Source organism: Nocardia concava NBRC 100430 (assembly GCF_000308815.1).
GTDB lineage: Bacteria > Actinomycetota > Actinomycetes > Mycobacteriales > Mycobacteriaceae > Nocardia > Nocardia concava.
Genome location: NZ_BAFX01000101.1, coordinates 58,620 through 81,048, shown reverse-complemented (window position 1 = coordinate 81,048; position 22,429 = coordinate 58,620). Strand labels below are relative to the sequence as shown.

The window sequence follows — 22,429 nt, the reverse complement described above, 5'->3', positions numbered from 1 at the left end:
ACGACAAGAACCATGACGCAGTGGAGGAAACGCCGTGATTGAAGAAGCGCTCTTCGACGCCGAGGAAAAGTTCGAGAAGGCCGTCTCGGTGGTGAAGGACGAGCTGGGCTCGATCCGGACGGGTCGCGCCAATCCGGGCATGTTCTCGCGGATCGTGGTCGAGTACTACGGGTCGATGACACCGATCACCCAGATCTCCTCGATCACCGTGCCTGAGCCGCGCATGGTCATCATCAAGCCGTACGAGCAGGCGCAGATGCAGCCCATCGAGACCGCGATCCGCAATTCCGATCTCGGGGTGAATCCGACCAACAACGGTGACATCATCCGGGTCTCGATCCCGCAGCTCACCGAGGAGCGCCGCCGGGAAATGGTGAAGCAGGCCAAGTCCAAGGGCGAGGACGCCAAGGTCGCCATCCGCAATGTGCGGCGCAAGGCCATGGACGAACTCGGCCGCATCCAGAAGGACGGCGAGGCGGGCGAGGACGAGGTCTCGCGCGCCGAGAAGGAACTGCAGAAGACGACCGACAAGTACGTGGCGCAGGTCGACGAGCTGGTGAAGCACAAAGAAGGCGAACTGCTCGAGGTCTAGTGCCTGCTGGAGCGCTGAGACGGCCGGTCTCCGGCCGGGGGTAGGGACGAACGGACGACAAGTTGAGCGACGGGACAATCGTGGCCGAAGAGATTGCCGCCACCGGCGAGAAGCCGGAGGAAGCCACCGTGCCGACCGCGGCCGCGGCGGGCACGGGTGCGGCCGGGTCGGACACCCATTCGGCCGGGCAGGGCGGCGAATCCGGCAATCACGGCGAATCTGGCAATGGTGTCGACTCGAACAATGACGTCTCGGGCCAGGGCGGCGAGCCCGACGCGGCGGGGCCGCCGAGCGCGCCCAAGTCGAAGGCGGGCCGCAATCTGCCGGCCGCGCTGGCGGTCGGATTCGGGCTGGGGTTGTCCCTCATCGCGATTCTGCTGTGGGCGCCCAAGGTGCTCGTCGGCGTGATCGCGGTCGCGGTCGCGGTGGCCACCTGGGAGGTGACCAAGCGGCTGCGCGAGGCCGATGTGCTGGTGCCGCGGATTCCGCTGCTGGTCGGCGGGCAGGCGGTGATCTGGCTGGCCTGGCCGATCGGGCCGCAGGGCGTGCTGGGCGCGTTCGGGGCGACGGCGCTGACCCTGATGGTGTGGCGGCTGTTCGACCACGGCTTGACGGCGACGCCGCGAAACTACCTGCGCGACACCGCCATTTCGGTTTTCACCCTGATCTGGATTCCGCTGCTGGCGTCGTTCGCGGTGCTCATGCTGTCCGAGGACGACGGCAATCTGCGGGTGCTGACCTTCATGATCCTGGTGGTCTGCTCCGACGTGGGCGGGTACGTGGCCGGGGTGCTGTTCGGCAAGCATCCGATGGTGCCGCACATCAGCCCGAAGAAGTCCTGGGAGGGCTTCGCCGGGTCGCTGGTGTTCTGCGTGATCGGCGGTCTGCTGACGGTGACGCTGCTGCTGCAGGCGAATTCGATGATCGGCGTGCTGCTGGGCGCGGGCCTGGTGCTCGTGGCGACCAGCGGTGATCTGATCGAATCGCAGATCAAGCGGGAGTTGGGCATCAAGGACATGGGTACTCTGCTGCCCGGACACGGCGGCATCATGGATCGACTGGACTCCATGCTGCCGTCCGCGTTCGTGGCCTGGCTGGTGCTGACCGCATTGCTGTGACGAGAAGCCCGGGGCTGAGCCCCCGGGCTTCTTACTTTCGCTTGGCGGCCCGTCGCAATTGGAAGATGCGGTAGCCGCCGACGAGCGCTGTGACCAGCGCGCCCGCGATCACCGACAGCAGTATCAGCACGCCCAGGGGCAGATTCCAATCCCAGGCGAAGACGGTCACATTGACCTGTTCGAGGTTCTGCAGGATGAAGACCAGCAGCGCGATGCCGATCAGGGCCGCGACGACCAGTCCGATCCAGGCATAACCGGCGCGGGTTTTGAGCACGCCCTGACCCTTGTGCTTCGAACTGCCCTGGCTCGGGGTCGGGTCTGCTCCCGATGCGGGCACGGCGGTAGTCATAGCTCGATCATTGCCGATTGCTATGACGGAAGCTCGGATATCGGGTCGTCGGCCTGTTCCGCGTCGTCGAGCCTGGCCAACGCGTCGTCGAGTTCCCGGCCGATGTCGTCGAGCCCGGCGATCAGCTGGTCGAGGTGCTGGTTCACCTCGGCGAACTCGTCGACGAGGTCGAACTCCGCGGACATCGCGCGCAGCATGGCCCGCTGCTCCTCGAGCTCCTCCAACTGTGGATCCGGTTCGGTCACGGGGAGAGGGTACCGCCGTGCCCCCGAATCCGGCCGTAACCGGGAAAACGCCGGTACGTACACTGGACGGGTTATGACGACTCCCTTGCCCCTCGTTTTCGATGCCCCGCGTCGCGGCATGCCGCCCCGGCATCTCGCCGACCTCGATGCGCAGGAGCGCAAGGCGGTGGTCGAGGAGCTCGGGCTGCCGAAGTTCCGGGCCGATCAGATCGCCCGGCAGTACTACGGCCGGTTGGTGGCCGATCCGGACAAGATGACCGATCTGCCGGAGGCGATGCGCGCCAAGGTCGCCGAGGCGCTGTTCCCGCGGTTGCTCACCGAGATCCGCCACATCGAATGCGATGACGGCACCACCCGCAAGTCGCTGTGGAAGGCGAACGACGGGACGCTGCTCGAGTCGGTGCTCATGCGCTATCCGGACCGCAACACGCTCTGCATCTCCTCGCAGGCCGGTTGCGGCATGGCGTGCCCCTTCTGCGCTACCGGTCAGGGCGGCCTCAACCGCAACCTGTCCACCGCCGAGATCGTCGACCAGGTGCGCGCCGCCGCGGCCGCGCTGCGTGACGGCGAGGTCGCGGGTGGTCCGGGCCGCCTGTCCAACATCGTGTTCATGGGCATGGGCGAGCCGCTGGCCAACTACAAGCGCGTGGTGAACGCCGTGCGCCGCATCACTTCTCCGTCGCCGGAGGGGTTCGGCATCTCCCAGCGGTCGGTCACCGTGTCGACCGTCGGCCTGGCTCCCGCCATCCGCAAACTGGCCGACGAGAACATGTCGGTGAGACTCGCTGTCTCCCTGCACACTCCGGACGACGAACTCCGAGACACCTTGGTACCGGTCAACAATCGCTGGCCCGTCGCCGAAGTCCTCGACGCCGCACGCTATTACGCCGACAAGTCCGGCCGCCGCGTCTCCATCGAATACGCGCTGATCCGCGACATCAACGACCACCCCTGGCGCGCCGACATGCTCGGCAAAAAGCTCCACAAGGCCCTGGGCCCCCTGGTCCACGTCAACCTCATCCCCCTCAACCCCACCCCCGGCAGCAAGTGGGACGCCAGCCCCAAACCGGTCCAGGACGAATTCGTCCGCCGCGTCCAGGCCCAGGGCGTCACCTGCACCGTCCGCGACACCCGAGGCCAGGAAATCGCCGCCGCCTGCGGCCAGCTCGCCGCCGAGGGCTAGATACCGCGTTTGCCCGTATGCTCCGGCAAATGCACCGCCGAGGGGAGCGACAGTGAGCTATCCAGAACCGCAGCCGAATCAAGATCCGGCGCAACAGTCCTATTGGGATCCGGCCGCGCAGCAGTCCTACCCGCACCCGTATCCGCCCGCGCCACAGCCGTATCCGGCAGTGTCGCAGCCGTATTCGGCCGCGCCCGAGCCGTACCCGGCCGTGTCGCAGCCATACCCGGCCGCGCCCGGGCAGCAGCCGTATCAGGATCCCGGCGTGTATCAGCCGTTTCCGGGGATGGCGCCGTATCCCGGTGGACCGGTACCGGGGGCGTCGAAGCCGCCGCAGCCGGTCATGAACGCCTTCTATCTCATGCTGGCCGGTGCCGTGCTGACGCTGATCAGCACGCTGTACGGCTTCACCCAGCTGTCGACGATCCGGGACAAGGCCTCCGAGAGTTCGAACGGCGCCCTGACCGAGAGTGATATCGACACGATCGCAAACGTCTCGTTCGGTGTCGGCGTCGCAATGTCCCTGATTTCCATCGGCCTCTGGATCTGGATGGCGTTCATGACCCGGGCCGGCAAGAACTGGGCCCGGATCACGAGCACCGTATTCTTCGGCCTCTACTCCCTCTCCACGCTGATCGGCCTGATCGGCCTGTTCCTACCCAGAGTCGACACCGCGGTGATCTCAACCGTTTTCGGCCTACTGACCTGGTCCGTCGGCCTCGGCGCAGTGATCCTGCTGTGGAACAAACAGGCGCGCCCCTACTTCCGCCCGGCCCCCGCCTACCCGTCGTACCCCGGCCAATACCCGAGCCAGCACAGCTGACACTCTCAGCCTCGCCTGATTCACCGACGGCTGTCACGTTCGCGACCCCTCGATTGTCCAATGGCAATAAGCAATCGAGGAGGTTGTCATGAATATCGCTTTATGGATCGGGCAGATTGTGTTGGCTGTTGTGTTTGCCGTGTCGGGGTCGGCCAAATCGACGCTGTCGCGGGAACGGCTGGTTGAGTTGGGGCAGACCGGGGTTGGGTTGTATCCACGCGCTGTTGTCAAGGTGACCGCGGGATGTGAGTTGCTCGGTGTCGTCGGGATTATCGTGCCGTGGTGGACCGGGATCGCGCCGGTGCTGACGCCTTTGGCCGCAGTGGGATTCGCGGTGGTGATGGTTGGCGCGATTATTGCGCACGTGCGGCTGCGGGAGCCGAAGAACATCGCCATCACCTCGACGATCCTGGTCATCGCCGTCCTGGTTGCCATCGGCCGGTTCGCGGGATTGTGATGTGGGACCGCTGCCGCCGGAGAGGCGAATTCATTCTCTGCCCGGTCGGTGTCAGGCCACCGGTCGGAGTTCTCGACGCCGTTCGGCGATGAAGGTTGCCAAGTGACGAGTCGTCTTCTCGTCGAAGCCGATTGTGGCGGCTCGATCGGGCCAGGGTTCGGATGCCTCGGTGATTCGGGTCAGGCTGCGGTTGATGGCTCGCTTCGTGACTCCGAGGCGGGTTGCTGCTTCTACCCACCAGCGGTAGGCAAGTTTTCCGTCGCGTCCGTAGAGCGGCAATGCCATCGGGTCGTTCCAGCTCAGGTACGGCTGTGTGGTGAGCAGGTCGTAGGCCGGGGTGACCTCCCAGATGGTGTCGGGGTTCTGGCGAATCGAGAGGTTCTTGCCGTGCAGGTCGCCGTTGCCGATGAGGTAGCTGAATGCCGCGATTTCGAGCATCTGCAGAACGGCGAGCGGGTGAGAGCCGCGGCCTGCCGTGACGGCGTCGGCGAGTGATTGGATGGCTTCCTGCAACGCGATTCGATATTTCGCGGCTGGATAGCGTCCGAGGACCTGGCAGGCGTCCTCTTGTGCCAAGCGGCGAATCTTGCCGTCCTCGCTGACTCGATCGAACCGGTCGATGAACAGTGCGGTTCGGCCGTTCTTATCGGTGGCGAGATGGTGATCGGGCACCCGGATACCGCATGCAGCGGCCATGTCGAGGAAAAAGTTCTCGTTCTCGACCAGTAGGGGGTACTCGGGAGGATTGAGTTTGAGTATTGCCGGACCGCGTGTCGAGGAGACGGGTGTCGAGATCATCTGCGCGGATACCTTGACCTGAATACCGGGCAGCGCGGTGCGGTCCAGTTCATCGACCTCGGTGGAGGTCGCGCGGGAGAACAGCGTGGTGAAATCGACACCGGATGTGGCGGTTTGGTCGAACAGCGGCGCCGGGTCGGCGGGAATCGCTCCGGCAGGCAGGATTTGAACATCGCCGATGGTGTCAGCGCCCACGGCGAGGAGGATGCTGAGATGGTCGTCCTCGCTCGTCCGTACGGCGCGGGTAATGGCTGACAGGCGCAGACCTTCGGGGAGCAGACCGGCGAAGAACGGCGGGACCGATCCCGCCGTTGCCCTGAATGCCCCGGCCCGCTTCGGCAGGGTGAACGCGACGGGGGGTGCCGTAGTGTCGGCGAGATATGGCTCGGCGTAGGTGAATTCGACATCGTCTCGTTTGCGGCGCAGGTGTCCGGCGAGACGGCCGGCCTTGTATACGTCGACTTCGTCGATGGTTCGAAGCTGTGCGAGGTCATGCGGCGTGGTCACAGGTGGCCGACCTCCGTCGCCCACAAGGTGGCGGTGCCGTCGTTCAGCGCGCGCGCGTCCGCGTGCGGCATGCTGACGAGGCTCAATCCGAGGGCATCCAGGATTCGCAACGTAATCGCGAGGGTCGGGGACGACTGTCCTGACTCCACGGTGCGCACCGACGAGACACCTACATCCGCCAGATCGGCGAGATCGAGCTGAGTAAGGCCGAGGGTCTGTCGCCGTTGTTCGACATAAGCCCCGAAGGATGCGAGGGGACCTCTCTCGTTTCGTGATCGCTTCCGCGGTTTCGGACGCGTCACCTGGCCTCCTATCGTTGCTATGGCAGCGCTAACGGGCATCATTGGTCGCGATGGCCGGAACTGTGCAATCTTCCCACGCTTAACACTGCGATGGCAACGATAAGATGCGGATGTGGGGTGTCGGGTGGCCTATTGAGCGTCTATCGTTGTTATGGCAGTGATAATGATGCTATCGCGTGCCGACGGACCTCCTCCTGTGAGTTGATTTGCGGAGTGTGAGGGGGTGGGTCTGGGAAAGTTGGTTGATGGGATCGATCGCTGTCGCTCCGCGTCGGATGCCCTTGCTCGGGCATGTGGGTTCGCTGGTGCGTGATCCGCTGGAGTTTTTGAGATCGCTGCCTGCGCACGGGGATCTGGTGCGGATCGGGCTGGGGCCGGTGAGTGCGGTGGCGGTTTGTGATCCGGAGTTGACCAGGGAACTGCTGCGGCGGGATCGGGTTTTCGACAAGGGTGGGGCGTTGTTGGATCGGGTACGGGAGGTGTTGGGGGAGGGGTTGGTGACTTGCCCGTATTCGGTGCATCGGCGGCATCGGCGGTTGTTGCAGCCGTTGTTTCAGGCGGGGCGGACTGCGGAATACGCCGAGGTTATGAGTCGGCGGATCGGGGAGACGGTCGAATCCTGGTGGGATGGGCGGGTTCTCGATGTGAAGGGGGAGATGCATGCGCTGACGTCGGGGGTGACGGCGGCTGCGTTGTTCACGCATTCGGTGCCGGGGGTGCGGTTGGCGCGGATGTTGAGCGATCTCGATCGGGTGGTGGCGGCGTTGATGGTGCGGACGGTGATGCCCGCCGCGCTGTTGCGGTTGCCGACGCCGGGGAATCGGGGGTACGAGCGGGCGATTACGAATCTTCGGAACGCGCTTGCCGAGATCATCAGTGCGCGGCGTTCCGCTGGGGTCGACGGGGGAGATCTGTTGTCGGCGTTGATTTCCGCGCGGGATACGAGTGGGGAGGGGTTCAGCGATCAGGAGATCAGTGATCATGTCATCACGTTCTTCGTCGCGGGGACCGAAACCACGGGGACCGCGTTGGCGTGGGCGCTGTATCTGCTCGACCGGCATCCGGAAATTGCGGATCGGCTTTACGCCGAAGTCGATTCAGTACTGGGTGGTCGGTCCGCGCGCTACGAAGACCTGCCGCTTCTGCCGCTCACCAGGCGGGTCATCATCGAGACCCTGCGTGTGCGCCCGCCGGTCTGGTTCGTCACCCGGACCGTCAGCGAGGACACCGAACTCGGCGGCCACGCGCTCGCCGCCGGAACCACGGTGCTGTACAGCGCTTTCACGATCCAGCACCGCGCCGACCTCTACCCGGACCCCGATCGTTTCGACCCGGACCGCTGGCTGGAGTCCAAACCCGCGTCCCGCGGCGGCTTTCTGGCCTTCGCCGACGGCGCGCGCAAATGCATCGGGGAGGACTTCGCGATGACGGAGATGACGCTGGCGCTGGCCAGCATCGCCTCCCGTTGGCGGCTGAAGACCCTGCCCGGCAGCGATGCCCGCCCGGCCCGGTCCGCGACACTGCAGCCCCGGCACCTGCGCATGCGCGTCACCGCGGTGACGCCCGCCGGGCCGAGCCTCACGCGGCCGGAAGCCGAGAATATCGACCGGACTTCATGATCCAGTCGATATGACCGCTGACCCAGTCGCAGACCCCACGGCTGAAATCGGCGGCCGGACTCTCCGGATCCGCGGCGAAGTGCGCCGATGCGTCGAGCAGCGTCCGCATTCGGGTGTCGCGGAATTCCACGACGCACCGAACCGCCGCGGCCAGGTCGGGAGCGCCGTGCTGGGCCGCCGCGGTCACGCCGTTGATGGGGAATTCCTCGTCGGGCCCGCTCTCCCGGGCATACGACAGCAGATCATTGTCGAGATCGGCGAGATCGGCGGCGGCCTGGACCAATTCGTTCATCCGGGCACCGCACATCACCTCGGCCGACACCTCGCGGCCCAGGCTGATATCGGTCAGCATGAGGCAGGCGACATTCGCCCCGCCGAGCCTGCGCATATGCGCGTACGAGGTCAGCGGCGGCAGCGATCTGGCCTGCCGCCGCCCCGCCTCCCACAGTTTGGTGAGCAGATACCGCTCGGTGTCCGCCGCCCACCGCTGGCGCTGCACCGGCGAGCCCATGGCCCCGACCCTCCCGTGCAGATCACGCAGCGCCCGCCGCACCGGAAGTTCCTGTGAATTCCCCGATTCCGGCGCCTCCAGCACCTCGATCAGCTCCCCGATCACCGCACTGAACTCGACCGGATCACTCCCGATCCGATTCCCATCGCAGTACAGATCGTCGAAAGCGAACAGCCACGTAATGAAATCCGTCGCCAGCTGCGTCCCCTCCCGCGTCCCGCGCGGATAGGTGTATGCCCCCAAAGCCCCTGGCGCACCGGCCCAGAACTCCTCGACCCGCCCCGGCGGCATCACCCCGTGCCCGTCGAGCCACGCCCGGCTGTCCGCCTCGATGGCCTCGCGCAGGGGATGCACCGACCCCCGCAACGGACACCACAGTTCCTGATCGCCGACAGTCGTCATGACAGACTCCCCGTAATTCCGGACGGGCGGTCGGGAACCCGTCGCATCCATGATCCCCGGTCGACACCCCCGCGAGAGCGGAATCCCGCCGCCATTTTCCCGCCTCGATCTTGGAGAACCCTTCGCACACTTGACGATTCGCCGAGCGCCGGACGGCGCGGGACACGTCTGGCAAGCTGGGACAGCATGGGATCGATTGCGGGGGTCCCGGAGGATTCGTTCGGGGAGCGGCTGCGCCAGTGGCGCCGAATTCGGCATGTCAGCCAGGTGGAATTGGCTGCGCTGGTGGGAATCAGCGCACGACAGCTGTCACTACTGGAGACGGGGCGGACCGAGCCGGAGCGAGACCTGGTCCTGCGCATGACCGATGTCCTGGACCTGGGCCTACCCGACCGCAACCAGCTTTTGCGCGCCGCCGGCTTCCCCTCGGCGTATCCCGATGTCCCGGTGCATGATCCGCGCTGGCAGCCCTTCACCACCGTCATCGACCGCCTGCTGCGCGCCCACGAACCCTTCCCGGCGCTGGTCGTCGACGCCTACGGCACCGTCGTCGCGACCAATCGCGGCTGCAAGGCCCTGTTCGGCCAGGATCCCGTGGGCACCAACATGATCGACCGCTACATCGCCGACAGCGCGGCCCCCACCCCTGACGTCGACTGGCTCCACGTGGCCTGCGGCACCCGCACCCGCCTGCAGGGTTGACCTTGGAACATCAGGACGAGATCGGATGGTTGATCACCACTATGCCGGATCAGATCCGAGGTGGCCGTCGCTCTGGTGGCTTGCCGTCGCCGCGAACCGGGCCGACGCGGTAGATGCGAGTCAAGTAAGAACAGTCGATCGGCATCTCACTGAGGACGGTCTTGGCGACGGCTAACATGGATCCAAATCAGCTCCGTACCTGCACCGATCGATGTCGCCGACCCGGCGGGATGGTCAATACCGTCATTCAGCTTGGCGTCTGCCGACATCACTTTGAACCAAAGGCTGCGCTTAGGCCAGCCTGAAGTATGTTGCCTGGCAAGATGTTCCATGAAAAACTCGTGATTAACGTTGATGGACAGGGGGAAGGTGTAATGGACGCTACGCAATCGGCAGTGGTCGCAGCAGTGGTGACCGCGCTGGGTAAGACGATAGGGACCGATACATGGGACGCCTTTAAGAAGCTGTTGAGCCGGATCCTTGGGCAGGGCGACCCCGAAGACGAAGCCCGCGAGGAGGCGCAGCTCGACCGCGACGCCGCCCGGTTGGAAGATGCACGCGAATCCGGCGACGAGGCGTGGGCGTCACGACTAGATTCCAAATGGTCTGTTCGCTTGCATGAATTGTTGGCCGATCACCCGGAGTCTCTTGACTCGCTTCGGGCACTGATTGAAGGCGGCGCGGGTCCGAAAGTACCCACGAGTAGCCAAGTGGTGAAAATTAAGAACAGCGCGTCAGGCGGAAGTCGCATCACCTCGACTGGCATTGGCAACGCATCTGCAACATATCGGGACTGAGAGTTGTCAGATTTTGCCGATTCGGCAGTGCTGTCGTCCGCACTGGGCGACCGTGGACATACAGTCATTGCCAGCGACCATTCGAACGCCGTAGTTGCCTTCCAGGGCAATGCTTCAGCCTTCCATGACCAGAGCGAACATCACTATTATGGGCAGCTGAGCATCGAGCCGATCGCTGAATCGCAGCTCCGCTCGGCCAATGCATTTTTCGTCGATACCGGGCCATCTTTGAGCGCCTGCCGCAACCTTTTTGAAAAACACATAACGGTCGTATCGGGCAAACCGCGCACCGGCCGTATGACAGCGGCGCTCAGTTTGCTACACGAGGCGCGGGAGCTGGCGAACCGCGAAGGACGTCCCCTCGGTGATGTAAGTCGGCTACATCCAACGTGGCTCCGCCCCGACGTCCACTGGTTACCGCTCCGCCACCAGCACGGTTACCTTCTGGATCTGTCTAGAACCTGGGACGCACGCGATGCCGAGATTGGCGAGGATAGTCGACCATCGGCCCGTTTCGGCGAAGACCTGATTCGGTTGTCGGCAGAGATGAAGCGCCGTGGATCGTTCCTCGTAATTATCACAACACCTGAGATTTGGATTCATTGTGCAGGAACAGCGAAGGATGTCACCTTCGATTGGGAAAAACCGGAGCCGCAACGAATCGTAATTGCATGCTTGAACCGACGATTCCCAATGGCCGAGCGGGTTGATTGGCAAGCCGACGAATCGGTGAATTCGATTCTTGAACGGTCCGATTTGGCGCCTGCTGATGCGGTTCGGCTCGCACAGGCCATCGCGCGCGTTGGGAATGCCGACGGATTCGCAAATCTCACCGACGCTCTCGATGAGTTCTGGGGATGGCGCAATTATCTTGAAGCGTGGTTTCACAAGAACGAGGACGTGTCCTCGCGTGCCTACCTTATTGCTGCGGCTGTGCTAGATGGAGCGTTCGATCATGAAATCGTGCACGCGGGTGATTTGCTAGCCGATGCGTGCTCTCAGCAGCCGGAAGTTTTCGGCCCGCTCGCTGGACCAGACATTAGCGCGAAGCTTTCCAGCACTGGCGCACAGATAGATCAGGACCGGCGCGTATCACTCACAAAAGCTCGGCCCCGGCTCGATATAGCGATCTTAGATCATATCTGGCGAGAGCGGCCGTCACTGCGCGAACCACTACTGGCATGGCTGGTTGATCTGGGGACCAGCAAGAAGGCTCCGTCCAATAGAAGGCAGAGGATTGCTGCCGTGCTCGCAGGATTTGCGGTTCGGCTACACAATCCAAACCAGCTTTTCGATTTCCTACGCACCGAAGCGGTCCGCAGCCCTAGGCACCTCGAGCTTGCGGTACTAGTGCTTGACGCCGTGGTGCTTGATTCGGATATCGGAGTCGGAGTGCGGCGGCGGCTCTACTTCTGGGCCAATAACCAGGATCCGGTCCGATTGGCGCTGACGGTGGGTGTATGTGAACGACGACTGGCCGTCGAGCGTACCGATCTTGCGTTGACGAGGCTGACGCGAGTGCTCGCGAAAACCGGCGCCCCACGCGAAATCTTGCAAGCAGCGAATCGCGCAATCGCAGGGCTAGTCAACAGCGTCGATTCCACGGCTAGGTTTGTAGAATCCGTAGCACGACTTTTAAAGAACAATGCTTCCGCTGGAGCGAAAACATTCATCGAACTGGCGCGACTGGATGGGCCCAACGTCGTGCCGGTCCTGCTTGAGGCAGCGCAGGTCGACAACAAGGTAAAGGATCTGATCGCAAATCTGTGGCGCCAGACCTACGACGTGCTGGATGTGGCTGGTTGTGCTCCAGTCATGTGCTCTTGGTTCGCCGCGAGTGGTGATCTACTACCAGGAGATATCGTCTTCGACGTTTGTATGCCAACCATTCGGGCGACGGCAAACCACGCCTTACACGCGAAGGTCGTCTCGGCCGCCTCCGATGCCGTTGGTGAAAGAATCATGGATATTCTAGCGGATGACTTCAAAAAATCTGTGCAGGTGACTAATTCGTGATACTACGTCGCACCTCATCACTCTCCAGTAGAACGAAAAACGGTCATAGCACGACGATCAGTGTGTCAAGCGCTATCCCTGGTGCCGACTTTGTTGTCGATCTGCATCCGGAGTGGGTGTACCGCGAGAGCGAAACCGGTGATGGGGGACGAGATAAGCAAGCCTTTTGGATTGCTTGCGATCGTCTGCGTTGGGTCACTGAACGCGCAGCATCTTCACGAATGGTGACACAATGTTCCGCCGCTGAGATCGCGATCAATCATGAGCTTGCTCATCGTGTAACTGTGCAGGAGCCTTTTGAGCTTGCTGTCGGAGGATGGGTTCGGCTAGCCCCGGCCGCTGAGAGCGAGTTGATCACCTCCGAGTACCTGTCCGCAATCCGGGCCGAGCGAAAGCGGCAGGCTCAGGCAGTTGTGCGTCTGGATCATCTGCGGACGGTGTTTGAGAGCAAGGAGCATGCCTGGCTTTGGTGGATTGACCAGCCATCAGAGAAGTTGGAAGCCTTGTCCGAGGACGAATTCAAAATGCTCGTGTCAAATATCGACGATGCGCGCAATGAACATCGCCGAGCTGAGACCCTCGCCGCGCAGGATTCTTTCGTTCGCATCATTGGCGATCTCTTCACTGACACCGAACCGGACGAGCGTGAATATGTGATTAGAATGTTCGGAAAGTTCCTGGGCGCATTCGAAAAGCCCACACTGGTCGACCGGCTTGAGAACCTGATGGCTGGCTCTGCTCCGCCCGAGGCCGAAAACCCGGATAACGGAGAACCGCAGGGCTGACCAAAGGTGCTTACGGCGCGCCGCGCAATCGCGACCACTGTAGCCACCCGTGGTTCATCACCAGACCGGACGTAAGTCCAGGCCATGATTCGAAATCCGAGGCATTCATCATGCAAGCTATAGGAATTCGGCATTGATAGCTCACCCAGCCGCTTCTCCGGCCCTCGAATCTAACAGCTGCATTGGCGAGGTCTGCATCGGCCGGTTCAGGCTCAGCTGGCACAATAGTCTCTCGCTGCGGTCGGTCGGTTTCGGAAAGAATCAACGGGCGACCCCGTAATTCGCAGAACTTGGTGGCCGCTGGCAGCGTTGAAGTTCATAATGTCGCGCACGCGGGGTACGGGATAGTCGGCCCGAGGTGCGAAGTTGCGGAAGGGCTGTGGGGCGAATGGGGGTCTGATCAGCGTTGTTGGCCATGAGCCCGAAGCGGAGTCGAAGTTGTAGGGAGGCAAGGCCATTGACGTGGGCTGCTGCGGCGGCGCGGTTGAGTATCGCGGTCGGGGATCTGCCGGAGTTGGGGCGGAGGTGGACCGTTGGGGAGGTGCTGCGGTTGCGGCGGGAGCGGCCTGAGTGGTTGACGGAGGCGAGGAGGAGGTTCGCGCGCGATCGGGAGGCTGCTGCGGAGAGGCGGCGGGAGGAGCTGGCGCAGATGCTGGATGAAGGTGGCTTCACTCGGCCCGACGATGGGGCGGAGGATCTGATCCCGTACACCGATCGGGCCTACATGTATTTGGTCATGACTCGGAATGTCCTTCATGACGAGGCGGAACGGGCGATCGAGGGGCGGTGGCCGTCGGTGGCCGCGGACGAGAGCGAGGATTGGTCTTGGTGAAGCCATTGGGGCGGCCTGAACGCGGTGATCGGCTTATGCTCGGGGTGGAAGGCTCGTTTTCGTATCGGGGTCGTTGTGGGGCATGTCGATCCGTTTTCTACGCGCCGCGATGTGACCTCCGGGTTCGCGGCGGAGCTCGAGGCGGCCGGGTTCGGGGGGCCGGTGGAGATCGGGCGGGGTGGGTTCGGGGTGGTTTATCGGGCGTTTCAGGCTGGGCTGGAGCGGACCGTCGCTATCAAGGTGTTGACGGCGGATCTGGAGTCCGAGGCGTTGGAGCGGTTCGTGCGGGAGCAGCTCGCCATGGGGAAGCTGAGCGGACATCCGAATATCGTGACCGTGTTCGAGGCGGGGTCCACGGATGCGGGCCGGCCGTTCATCGTGATGCCGTATCACTCGCAAGGGTCGCTGGATGCGCGGATTCAGCAGAAGGGGCCCGTCCCGTGGCAGGAGCTGCTGCATTTCGGGGTGAAGTTGTCGGGGGCGCTGGAGACGGCGCATCGGCGGGGGCTGCTGCATCGGGATGTGAAGCCGGGGAACATCCTGCTCACCGAGTACGGGGAGCCGCAGCTCGCGGACTTCGGGATCGCCCGGCTGGCAGGGGGTTTCGAGACGGCGGCGGGGACGGTGACCGGGTCGCCGGCGTATACCGCGCCGGAGGTGCTGCAGGGGCAGGCCCCGGACGTGACGGCCGATGTCTACGGTTTGGCGGCCACGCTGTTCTGCGCCGGAACCGGGCACGCGGTGTTCGAGCGGCGCAGCGGGGAGCAGCTGGTCGCGCAGTTCGTGCGGATCACCAAGCAGCCGATGCCGGATCTGGGTGATTCGGGGCTGCCGGAGGAGCTGACCGTGGTGATCGAATCCGCCATGGCGCGCGAGCGCGGGCACCGGCCGAAATCGGCGGCGGAATTCGGAATGGCCTTGCGCGAGATCCAGGAACGGCACGGGCTCAAGCCGGACGAGATGGCGATACCGCTGCCCACCGAGGACCTGCCCGCTGAGGAAACCGGGCAATGGGACGGCGTCACGGGATTCGACCGCGCCACATCCGGACGCAATACCACCGGCCGCACACCGAACCGCCGCCGCGGCCGCAACACCACCGCGACCCCGCCCGTCCCCGCGACCCGCCTGCGCCCGCCCACCCTCAGCCGCGCCCTGGTCGCCCGCCCGCGCCTGCTCGACGCCCTGCGCTCGGCCAGCGACCGCCGCCTCGCGGTCGTCCACGGCCCCACCGGTTTCGGCAAGACCACCCTCGCCGCACAGTGGTGCGCCGAGGTCACCGCGTCGGGCGGCTCGGTCGCCTGGCTGACCGTCGACAGCGAAGACGACAATGTGGTCTGGTTCCTCTCCCACCTGATCGAGGCCATTCGCGCGGCCCGCCCCGCCCTGGCCCGCGAACTTGGCGACCTGCTCGAGGAACACGGCGACGAGGCCGGGCGGTTCGTCCTGACCTCCCTCATCAACGACATCGACCGCCGCGGTGAGCAATTGACCGTCGTCATCGACGACTGGCACCGCGTCGCCGACCAGAACACCCAGGCCGCCCTGCGCTTCCTCATCGAGAGCTCCAGCCCCGTCCTGCGCATCCTGGTCACCAGCCGCCGCCAGACCGGCCTGCCCATGAGCTCCATGCGCGCCCGCGACGAACTGGTGGAAATCGACACCGCCGCACTGCGTTTCACCGCCGAGGAGGCCTACGCCCTGCTGGTCGAGCTGGGCGGCCTGGACCTGGACCGCGGCGATGTGGAGGACCTCACCGAATCCACCGGCGGCTGGGCGGCCGCGCTGCAGCTGGCAGCGCTGTCCATGCGCGGCAGCGAGGATCCGGGCATGCTGATCGGCCAGCTCACCGGCCGCCATCACGCCATCGGCGAATTCCTCGCCGAAAACGTCCTGGAGACACTGGAACCCGGCGTCCTCGACTTCATGGTCGCGACCTCGATCACCGAACGCACCTGCGGCGACCTGGCTTCCGCGCTCACCGGCGTCCCCAACGGGCAGGCCCTGCTCGAGCAGATCGAACAGCAGGACCTGTTCCTGCGCCGCCTCGACGGCGGCCAATGGTTCCAATACCACCAGCTGTTCCAGGATTTCCTGCGCCAGCGCCTCGAACACGGCCGCCCCGAGGACATCGACACCCTGCACCGCACCGCCTCGACCTGGTTCGCCGAGCACCGCCACGTGAGCGAGGCCGTCGACCACGCCCTGCTCGCCGGTGACGAGCAGCGGGCCGTGGTCATCGTGGAACGCGACGGCATGTCACTGCTCGAATACGGTCAGATGGCCAGCCTCATCGGCCTGGTGAACAAGCTGCCGCCCGCGGTCATCGAAACCCATCCGCGCCTGCAACTGGATCTGGCCTGGGCGAACATCCTGCTGCACCGGGCCGGACCCGCCGAACGCGCACTGCGACTGGCCGAATCGACCCTCGACACCGGCGAACTCGACGAGCGGGTGCGGGCCCGGCTGCGCGCCGAGGCGGGCGTGGTGCACGCGGTCGTCACCGTGCGCGCGGACGTGCTGACCGGCGTGGAGGATTGGCTCGCACCGTGTTTCGAGCTGGCCGACGAACTCTCGCCCTATGTCGTGGCCATCGGCGCGAATGTGGCCAGCTTCGCCGCGGGCTACCGCTACGACTTCGACGAGGCGGTCCGCATCCAGGAGTGGTCCGCGCCCTACATGCGCCAGAACAAGGGCTTCTACAACAACATTCACGGCCTGTGCTTCCTCGGCCTGGCCGCCAGCCTGCAACTCGACATCGCCCGCGCCGAGCAGTACTTCCGGGCCGCCATGAAGATCGCCAAGCAATCCGGCGGCAGCCACTCCTACGGTGCGCGGCTGGCCGGTTCCCTGCTGGGTGAACTGCTCTACGAGCGCGGCGAGGTCGCCGAGGCCGAACGGCTGCTCGACGAGGGCTACAAGCTGGGCCCCGATGCCGGGGTCGTCGACTTCAAACTCGCCCGCTACGTGGTCGGCGCACGCGTGAAGGCGCTGCGCGGCGACAGATCGGCCGCCATCCGCCGACTGAACGAGGGTGCGCGCGTGGCCATCTCGATGTCGCTGCCGCGCCTGCGCGCCGAGGTCGAGAACGAGCGCCTACGCCTGGGGCTGCCGCCGCATCCGGAATTCGGGCCGCTCCCGGTCGTCGACTACCACAACCGCCGCGAGCCCACCGATCCGATCGACGAATTCACCGTCCTCTACGAGGAATTCACCGCCATCCGCCTGCTGCTGGCCGAATCCACCACCGAGAGCCTCGAACTCGCGCGCACCTGGGCGCAGGAATGGGTCGATCGCCTTGAGGCCGTGCATCGCCCGCGTGAACTCCTCAAGGCCCGCCGTCTGCTCGTGGCCTGCCTGGCCGCCGCCGGGCACATCGAGGAGGCCAAGGCGCTGCTGGCGACCGTGACCGCCCAATGCGCCGAACACGGTTCGGTCCGCTACATCCTCGACGGCGGCCCCTACGTCGTGGCGACCCTGGCCGCGCTGCACGCCGACCAGCTCGCGGGCCGCTGGCACCCCGAATGGCCGGAGGTTCCCCCGGCCTTTCTGCGGGCGCTCGTCGACGCCCATGCGGCCCAGACGATCTGAGCGGTCGGCCGGGCAGAGCGGCTCAGTTCGGCAGGGCTGCCGAAACGAATCCCAGCGCAATCGATATCGCCGACAGCGACCCGGTGCCGAACGCCGCCGCCAGCGCGAACCCGATGAGCACATCCTCCGCGGTCGCCTCCGGCGGTTCGACAGTCTTCCCGAGCGCCCTGATCTCGGTCGCCGTCTGCCACACCACCTCGATCGTTCCGTCGGCGCGCGCGGTGAATTCGCCGAACTCCCGCTCGACCTCCTTCGGCCGACCGTCGATGAACAGGCACGTATCAATGGATTTCGGCCGCAGACTCACCACCCGCCCGTCGATCTCGGCGGCGACCCGATAGCTCCGCCGGAACACCCGCCCGCTGCCCGGCCGCACCGCCATCGCCCGGTCGTTCACCCGCGCGCTGAGGCACCCCGCCGCCCGCGTACCGATCGGCACGCTCTTGCGGGTCCGCGCCCCGAGGCGCTCGATCGTCACCACCGGTGAATCCCCGCTCGCGAAGCGCACGGAACACCGATCGTCGGTCAGCGTGACCACGACCTCACCGAAAAGCCCACTGTCGGAAGTCGTTTCGGAAACCTCGAGCACAGCTCATCCACCCCTCGCCTGCCGGTCGAACGGCACCGTCCGACACTCTTCCAACGTACGGAGAGACGTTTCCGTTCGGCAGACCCGGATTGCGCGGGCGCGGTGGGAGGCCGGATCGACCCGCCCGAACATCTGAAATGAATATGTGTCTGAAAATGCTGCGAAATCGGCGGTTCGCGGCGAGAATTAGCTGTGACTGTGCTGCGGGTCGAGCCTCTGCCGCACTGGAACGAAAGCGTGTCGGCGACAGAGGGATTGGATCATGAACAGGCTGGCGACCTCGTGCGCGGCGATCCTGGGCGCGGTGACGGTCATGGTCGGAAGCACGGCGGTCGAGGCGGGCGCGCGACCGGTCGCGGCCGCGGACTGCACCCCGTTCACGGCGATTCTCGCGCCGGGCACCTGGGAGACGCGCCCCGACGCGGATCCGAGCGTGCCGGTCGGAATGCTCCGCCCGATCGGTGACGGTCTGCAGCGGCAGTTCGGCGCCGACATCACCGTGCTGTACGCCCCATACGCCGCGAGTGCTTTCGACCAGGGCCTGAGCTACGTGCAGTCCCTGAGCACCCTCGAAGCCGAACTGGGCAAGATGACGCGCGGGCTGTGCGCCTCGACGCGGGTCATCCTCGCCGGGTACAGCCAGGGCGCGGACGGCATGGGCGATGTCGCCACCGAGATCGGCAACGGCGAAGGCCCGATCCCCGCCGATCGGGTGGTCGCCGTCGGCCTGCTGGCCGATCCGCACCGCGATCCGAACACCACGCTCTCCCTGGGCGATCCGCAACCCGGCCACGGCATCGCCGGAACCCGCGGGCACGACTTCGGCGCGCTGACCGACCGGGTGCGCACGCTGTGCGCGGCGGGTGACCTGTACTGCTCGCTCAATGCCACCGCCTCGCCGTTCCTGGCCGCGCTCGGCCGCGTCCTCAGCGGTGACGGCGGGGCGATCTCCGCCCTGATCCCCCCGGGCACCGACCCGAACACCTTGCTCGCGCAGGCCGTGAAGGTGGGTGCGGGCTGGACGGCGACCGCGACGCAACTGCCCACGATCCTGCGCGACCTCACCGGCCTGCCCGGGCTGATCCAATCCGGGGATCTCACCGCGGCACATCAGATCGCGAGCGATCTGAACGTCGCCCTGACCCCGATGGTTCACGCCGTCGCGGGCGTCGACCTGCCGCTCATCGGCGCGGTCATCCGCGCCGCCGGAACCATCGACCCCTCGGGCTGGACCGCCGCCGCCAGCGTCATCGGTGACGCCCTGGCCCAGGTCGACATCCTGCGCATCGCCGCCGACGTCGGTCAGATCGAGGAAACCCTCTGGCGCGCAGTCGAATACCTCACGAACAACAATGCGCGCGCGGCCGCCACCGAGGTCGCGACGCTCGCCCCGACCGGACTCGACCTGGTCGGATCGGTGGTCGGCCCGTTCACCGCCGCCGTCCGGGGTGATTTGCGCGTGGCCGCGCAGACCTTGCTCAGCGCGGGCGGTGTCGACTCCATCAACTCGCTGTTGGAGCTGAGCCGCCAGGGTGTCGACATGGCCGCCTTCTACGCCTCTAACGCCCACGTCGACTACGGCGACGATGTCCAGATCCTGCTGAACTTCCTGGGCTCCCAGGCCGTTTCCTAGCCAACCGGTACGCTTCACCGGCCCCCGCTAGGGTTGGGGCCGCTGGATGTGGAGCTAGACGGGAATTACGGGTTGTGACTGAGGTTCTGCACGAGGCGCACGAGCGGGCCAGCTGGGCGGAGTTGTTCTTCGATCTGGTGCTGGTGTTCGCGGTGACGCAGGCGGCGCACGTGGCGTTCGCGGGGGAGAGTTGGGGCGCGGTCGGCCAGACGGTGCTGGTGCTGGCGATCATGTGGTGGTCGTGGGTGGGCACCACGCTGGCCGTGCACGGGGTCGAGGACTCCAACGGGCAGCGGATCTTCCTGTTCGCCTGCGGGCTGTGCATGTTCGTCATGGCGATCACCGCGCCGCACGCGTTCGCCGGTCACGCGCAACCGGTGGTGCTGGCCGTCGCGCATCTGGTATTGCGGCTGCTGCTGTGGTGGGAGATGCAGCGCAAGCGGGCGTTCTCGCAGGCGGGGACGTTCGGGAGCTGGGTCAATCCGTTCACGGTGTCGGTGGTGGCGGCGCTGATTCTGGTGGTGGCCACCCTGGTCCCCGAGGGCGCGCCGCGCGATGGGCTGTGGATCTTCGCGGTGGCCTTGATGTTCGGCGGACCGGCGCTGCTGGCGCGCCGGCTCGAGACCGTGCAGTTCGGGGCGACGCATCTGCCCGAACGCTTCGCGCTGTTCGTCATCATCGCGCTCGGCGAGACCGTGGCGTCGGTGGGATCCCGGGCGGCGGAAGCGCATCTGGGCGTGACGTCGTGGATCGCGGTCGTGCTGATCTTCCTGCTCGGCTGTGCGCTGTGGTGGCTGTACTTCGCCTACGGGTTCTCCGCCGTCGAACATTCGTTGCGCACCAACCAGGTTCGCGGGCGGGTGGTGCGCGATGTGCTCAGCTACGGGCACATGCTGCTGGTCATCGGCCTGGTGCTGGTGGCGGTCGGGGCGAGCGCCATGGTCGAGCATCCGACCGCGACCGCGCACGGGGCGATCGGATACCTGCTGCCGCTGGGCGCCACGCTGTACGTGAGCACCTTCCTGTTCACCCGCTGGCGCATGTTCGGCGCGGCCACCGTGGGCAGGTTCGTCACCGCGGTCGTGCTGGGTGCGGTCACGGCGGCCGCGTCGCTGCTGCCGGAGATCGTGACGCTGGCCGCGGTCACCGCGATCGTGGCCGGGCTCAATGCCTATGAGTACTGGGTGGTTTCGTCGGGGCGGCCGATCCTGCTCATGCGCCGCACCCGGGCGGCCTGACGGATCCAGAAGTCTCCCAGCCGATCTCGCAGACTCAGCCGGACGGGTTCGGCGCCGAGCCAGTCGGTGAGATCGGTGATCACCGCGGGATCGACGTGATGCGGCTCGAGATAGTCGGCCGGAGTCGACGGGCCGGTGCCGGGGAAGAGCATGTGGTCCACCGCCGGGTGAACGCGGACGGTGACGTCCGCAACGCCCTCCAGCCCCGACTCCCACAGCGGGAGATCCTCATCGGCGGTGACCTGATAGTCGCGGCCGCCCTGCACCAGCAGGATCGGCCGGTGCAACGCGGCCGCGGTGGCGACCTGGTCGTAGTCGCGCAGGTCCAGCCAGTAGGAGGCGGGCCAGTTGAACAGCAGGTCCGAGGTGGGGGTTTCCGTTGACAGCGTGGGGCTTTCGGTGCGTTCGACCTGGCGGCGGGTGGATTCCAGGACCTCGGTGAGGTCCTCGCCGGGCTGCACCGCCGCGACATGCGCGAGGGCGCGCAGGATCGAGCGGGGGAGCGGAATCGTATCTCCGGCAAGGATTCCCACGCCCGCGATCGACGGGTCGGCGGCCGCGATGCGCGGGGCCGCCTTGCCGCCGCCGCTGTGGCCGACCACGTAGATCCGGGCCGGATCGACGCCGGGTTGCCGCTTCAGGATCTCGGCCGCGGCGAGCGCGTGCGGGACATACTCCTCGACCATGGTGAAACCCGGCGCGCTCTCGAATCCGCTGTGCGCGTACGTCAATTTGTCGAACCGCAGCACCGCGACACCGAGAGTGGCGAGTCCCCAGGCGAGATCCTTGAACGGCTTGTTCGGGCCCGTGGTGACGTCGCGGTCCACGGCACCGGAGGAGACCAGGACGACCGCGGGCCGCGCGCCCCGGCCCCTGGGCAGGGTCAGCGTGCCGGAAACCGCGGTGTCCCCGTCGCCGAGCGTGACCTCACGCTCCCTGAAGAGCCCCGGTATGGCGTAATCCGGTGGGGTCCAGCCGGATTCGGCGGGCCCCGCCAGCCGCAACCCGTGCAGTCGCCCGTCCGCGTCCACCGCCAGATACACCGTGATCCCGCCGCGTTCGGCGGTGACGGGCACGCTCACCTTCACCAGCTCGTCGTCCACCCGCTCGACGGCCGCGTTCCCGATCGCCCGCACCGCGCCGATCTTGGCGATCTCCCCGGTCCACCCGACCCGCACCGTCTCGGCCGACACCACGGCCGCCATCCGGGGCGCGAACAGTTCCGCGAGGTCGTCGAAGCGTTCGTCCCTCAGCATTTCCGCGACGGTGGTGGCCACGGTCGCGGAGTCGATGTCAACGGTCATGCCGTCGAACCTTTCTCAATAAGTGCAATCATTCTT

General features: G+C 65.7%; 21 protein-coding genes. 14 read left to right on the top strand and 7 right to left on the bottom strand.

Translation table 11 applies throughout. The features are described from left to right. Positions 1-34 precede the first annotated feature (34 nt). Together frr and ON43_RS23730 are read left to right on the top strand one after the other, a co-directional pair. On the top strand, positions 35-592 hold the full coding sequence (gene frr, locus ON43_RS23735; protein ID WP_040810947.1) for a ribosome recycling factor: 558 nt from the start codon (positions 35-37) through the stop codon (positions 590-592). A gap of 62 nt (positions 593-654) precedes the next feature. Further along, positions 655-1,710, top strand: coding sequence for a phosphatidate cytidylyltransferase (locus ON43_RS23730; protein WP_040810946.1), 1,056 nt, complete (start codon positions 655-657; stop codon positions 1,708-1,710). A gap of 31 nt (positions 1,711-1,741) precedes the next feature. Here ON43_RS23730 and ON43_RS23725 read toward each other — a convergent pair whose 3' ends face one another. Together ON43_RS23725 and ON43_RS23720 are read right to left on the bottom strand one after the other, a co-directional pair. Continuing rightward, positions 1,742-2,059: a LapA family protein gene (locus ON43_RS23725; protein WP_040810945.1), complete on the bottom strand. Its 318-nt coding sequence runs from the start codon at positions 2,057-2,059 to the stop codon at positions 1,742-1,744. Positions 2,060-2,079: 20 nt separating this feature from the next. Continuing rightward, positions 2,080-2,304 (bottom strand): hypothetical protein, encoded by a 225-nt coding sequence (locus ON43_RS23720; protein ID WP_040810944.1) that lies wholly within the window; start codon positions 2,302-2,304, stop codon positions 2,080-2,082. A 73-nt stretch (positions 2,305-2,377) separates the two neighbouring features. On the opposite strand from ON43_RS23720, the gene rlmN reads away from it, so the two are divergent. From rlmN to ON43_RS23705, 3 genes are all read left to right on the top strand, one after another. Then, positions 2,378-3,487 (top strand): dual-specificity RNA methyltransferase RlmN, encoded by a 1,110-nt coding sequence (rlmN, locus tag ON43_RS23715; RefSeq protein ID WP_040810943.1) that lies wholly within the window; start codon positions 2,378-2,380, stop codon positions 3,485-3,487. Positions 3,488-3,539: 52 nt separating this feature from the next. Next, positions 3,540-4,310, top strand: a complete 771-nt coding sequence (locus ON43_RS23710) for a hypothetical protein (RefSeq protein WP_040810942.1) — start codon at positions 3,540-3,542, stop codon at positions 4,308-4,310. Between the two features lie 88 nt (positions 4,311-4,398). Continuing rightward, a complete protein-coding gene (locus tag ON43_RS23705) occupies positions 4,399-4,767 on the top strand; it encodes a DoxX family protein (RefSeq protein WP_040810941.1) in 369 nt (122 codons plus the stop codon). 51 nt (positions 4,768-4,818) lie between these two features. On the opposite strand, the gene ON43_RS23700 is transcribed toward ON43_RS23705, so the two are convergent. Both ON43_RS23700 and ON43_RS43875 read right to left on the bottom strand, forming a co-directional pair. Continuing rightward, the gene (locus ON43_RS23700; RefSeq protein WP_040810940.1) at positions 4,819-6,072 is read right to left on the bottom strand and encodes a type II toxin-antitoxin system HipA family toxin; all 1,254 of its coding nucleotides are present in this window, start codon (positions 6,070-6,072) and stop codon (positions 4,819-4,821) included. Then, positions 6,069-6,413 carry a helix-turn-helix domain-containing protein gene (locus tag ON43_RS43875; RefSeq protein WP_083913666.1) on the bottom strand — a complete coding sequence of 115 codons (345 nt, stop codon included), beginning with the start codon at positions 6,411-6,413 and terminating at the stop codon, positions 6,069-6,071. Before ON43_RS43875 ends, ON43_RS23700 begins: the two co-directional genes overlap by 4 nt. Before the next feature lie 206 nt (positions 6,414-6,619). Between ON43_RS43875 and ON43_RS23695 the strand changes: the two genes are divergently transcribed. Further along, positions 6,620-7,993 (top strand): cytochrome P450, encoded by a 1,374-nt coding sequence (locus tag ON43_RS23695; protein ID WP_040810939.1) that lies wholly within the window; start codon positions 6,620-6,622, stop codon positions 7,991-7,993. On the opposite strand, the gene ON43_RS23690 is transcribed toward ON43_RS23695, so the two are convergent. Next, entirely contained in the window at positions 7,953-8,906 is a 954-nt protein-coding gene (locus ON43_RS23690) for a terpene synthase family protein (RefSeq protein ID WP_040810938.1), read from the bottom strand. The genes ON43_RS23695 and ON43_RS23690 overlap by 41 nt on opposite strands. Positions 8,907-9,092: 186 nt before the next feature. Here ON43_RS23690 and ON43_RS23685 point away from each other — a divergent pair, with 186 nt between their 5' ends. The 6 genes from ON43_RS23685 to ON43_RS23665 all read left to right on the top strand — a co-directional run bounded on the left by ON43_RS23685 (position 9,093) and on the right by ON43_RS23665 (position 17,629). Further along, positions 9,093-9,608 (top strand): helix-turn-helix domain-containing protein, encoded by a 516-nt coding sequence (locus ON43_RS23685; protein ID WP_051179047.1) that lies wholly within the window; start codon positions 9,093-9,095, stop codon positions 9,606-9,608. Between the two features lie 311 nt (positions 9,609-9,919). Continuing rightward, positions 9,920-10,405 (top strand): hypothetical protein, encoded by a 486-nt coding sequence (locus tag ON43_RS44985; RefSeq protein WP_157514157.1) that lies wholly within the window; start codon positions 9,920-9,922, stop codon positions 10,403-10,405. A 3-nt stretch (positions 10,406-10,408) separates the two neighbouring features. Then, positions 10,409-12,421, top strand: coding sequence for a hypothetical protein (locus ON43_RS44980; RefSeq protein ID WP_157514156.1), 2,013 nt, complete (start codon positions 10,409-10,411; stop codon positions 12,419-12,421). A gap of 62 nt (positions 12,422-12,483) precedes the next feature. Beyond that, positions 12,484-13,206, top strand: a complete 723-nt coding sequence (locus ON43_RS23675; protein WP_157514155.1) for a hypothetical protein — start codon at positions 12,484-12,486, stop codon at positions 13,204-13,206. Between the two features lie 649 nt (positions 13,207-13,855). After that, on the top strand, positions 13,856-14,038 hold the full coding sequence (locus tag ON43_RS44975) for a hypothetical protein (protein ID WP_157514154.1): 183 nt from the start codon (positions 13,856-13,858) through the stop codon (positions 14,036-14,038). Positions 14,039-14,113: 75 nt separating this feature from the next. Then, positions 14,114-17,629 (top strand): serine/threonine-protein kinase, encoded by a 3,516-nt coding sequence (locus ON43_RS23665; protein ID WP_040810934.1) that lies wholly within the window; start codon positions 14,114-14,116, stop codon positions 17,627-17,629. A gap of 22 nt (positions 17,630-17,651) precedes the next feature. On the opposite strand, the gene ON43_RS42750 is transcribed toward ON43_RS23665, so the two are convergent. Beyond that, the gene (locus ON43_RS42750) at positions 17,652-18,218 is read right to left on the bottom strand and encodes a hypothetical protein (RefSeq protein ID WP_051179045.1); all 567 of its coding nucleotides are present in this window, start codon (positions 18,216-18,218) and stop codon (positions 17,652-17,654) included. A gap of 262 nt (positions 18,219-18,480) precedes the next feature. Between ON43_RS42750 and ON43_RS23655 the strand changes: the two genes are divergently transcribed. Next, on the top strand, positions 18,481-19,851 hold the full coding sequence (locus ON43_RS23655) for a cutinase family protein (RefSeq protein ID WP_040810933.1): 1,371 nt from the start codon (positions 18,481-18,483) through the stop codon (positions 19,849-19,851). Positions 19,852-19,925: 74 nt separating this feature from the next. Continuing rightward, positions 19,926-21,089, top strand: coding sequence for a low temperature requirement protein A (locus ON43_RS23650; RefSeq protein ID WP_040810932.1), 1,164 nt, complete (start codon positions 19,926-19,928; stop codon positions 21,087-21,089). Here the strand turns inward: ON43_RS23650 and ON43_RS23645 are convergent. Further along, positions 21,023-22,393, bottom strand: coding sequence for an alpha/beta hydrolase (locus ON43_RS23645; protein ID WP_063712608.1), 1,371 nt, complete (start codon positions 22,391-22,393; stop codon positions 21,023-21,025). The two genes, ON43_RS23650 and ON43_RS23645, sit on opposite strands and share 67 nt — an antisense overlap. Positions 22,394-22,429: the final 36 nt, after the last annotated feature.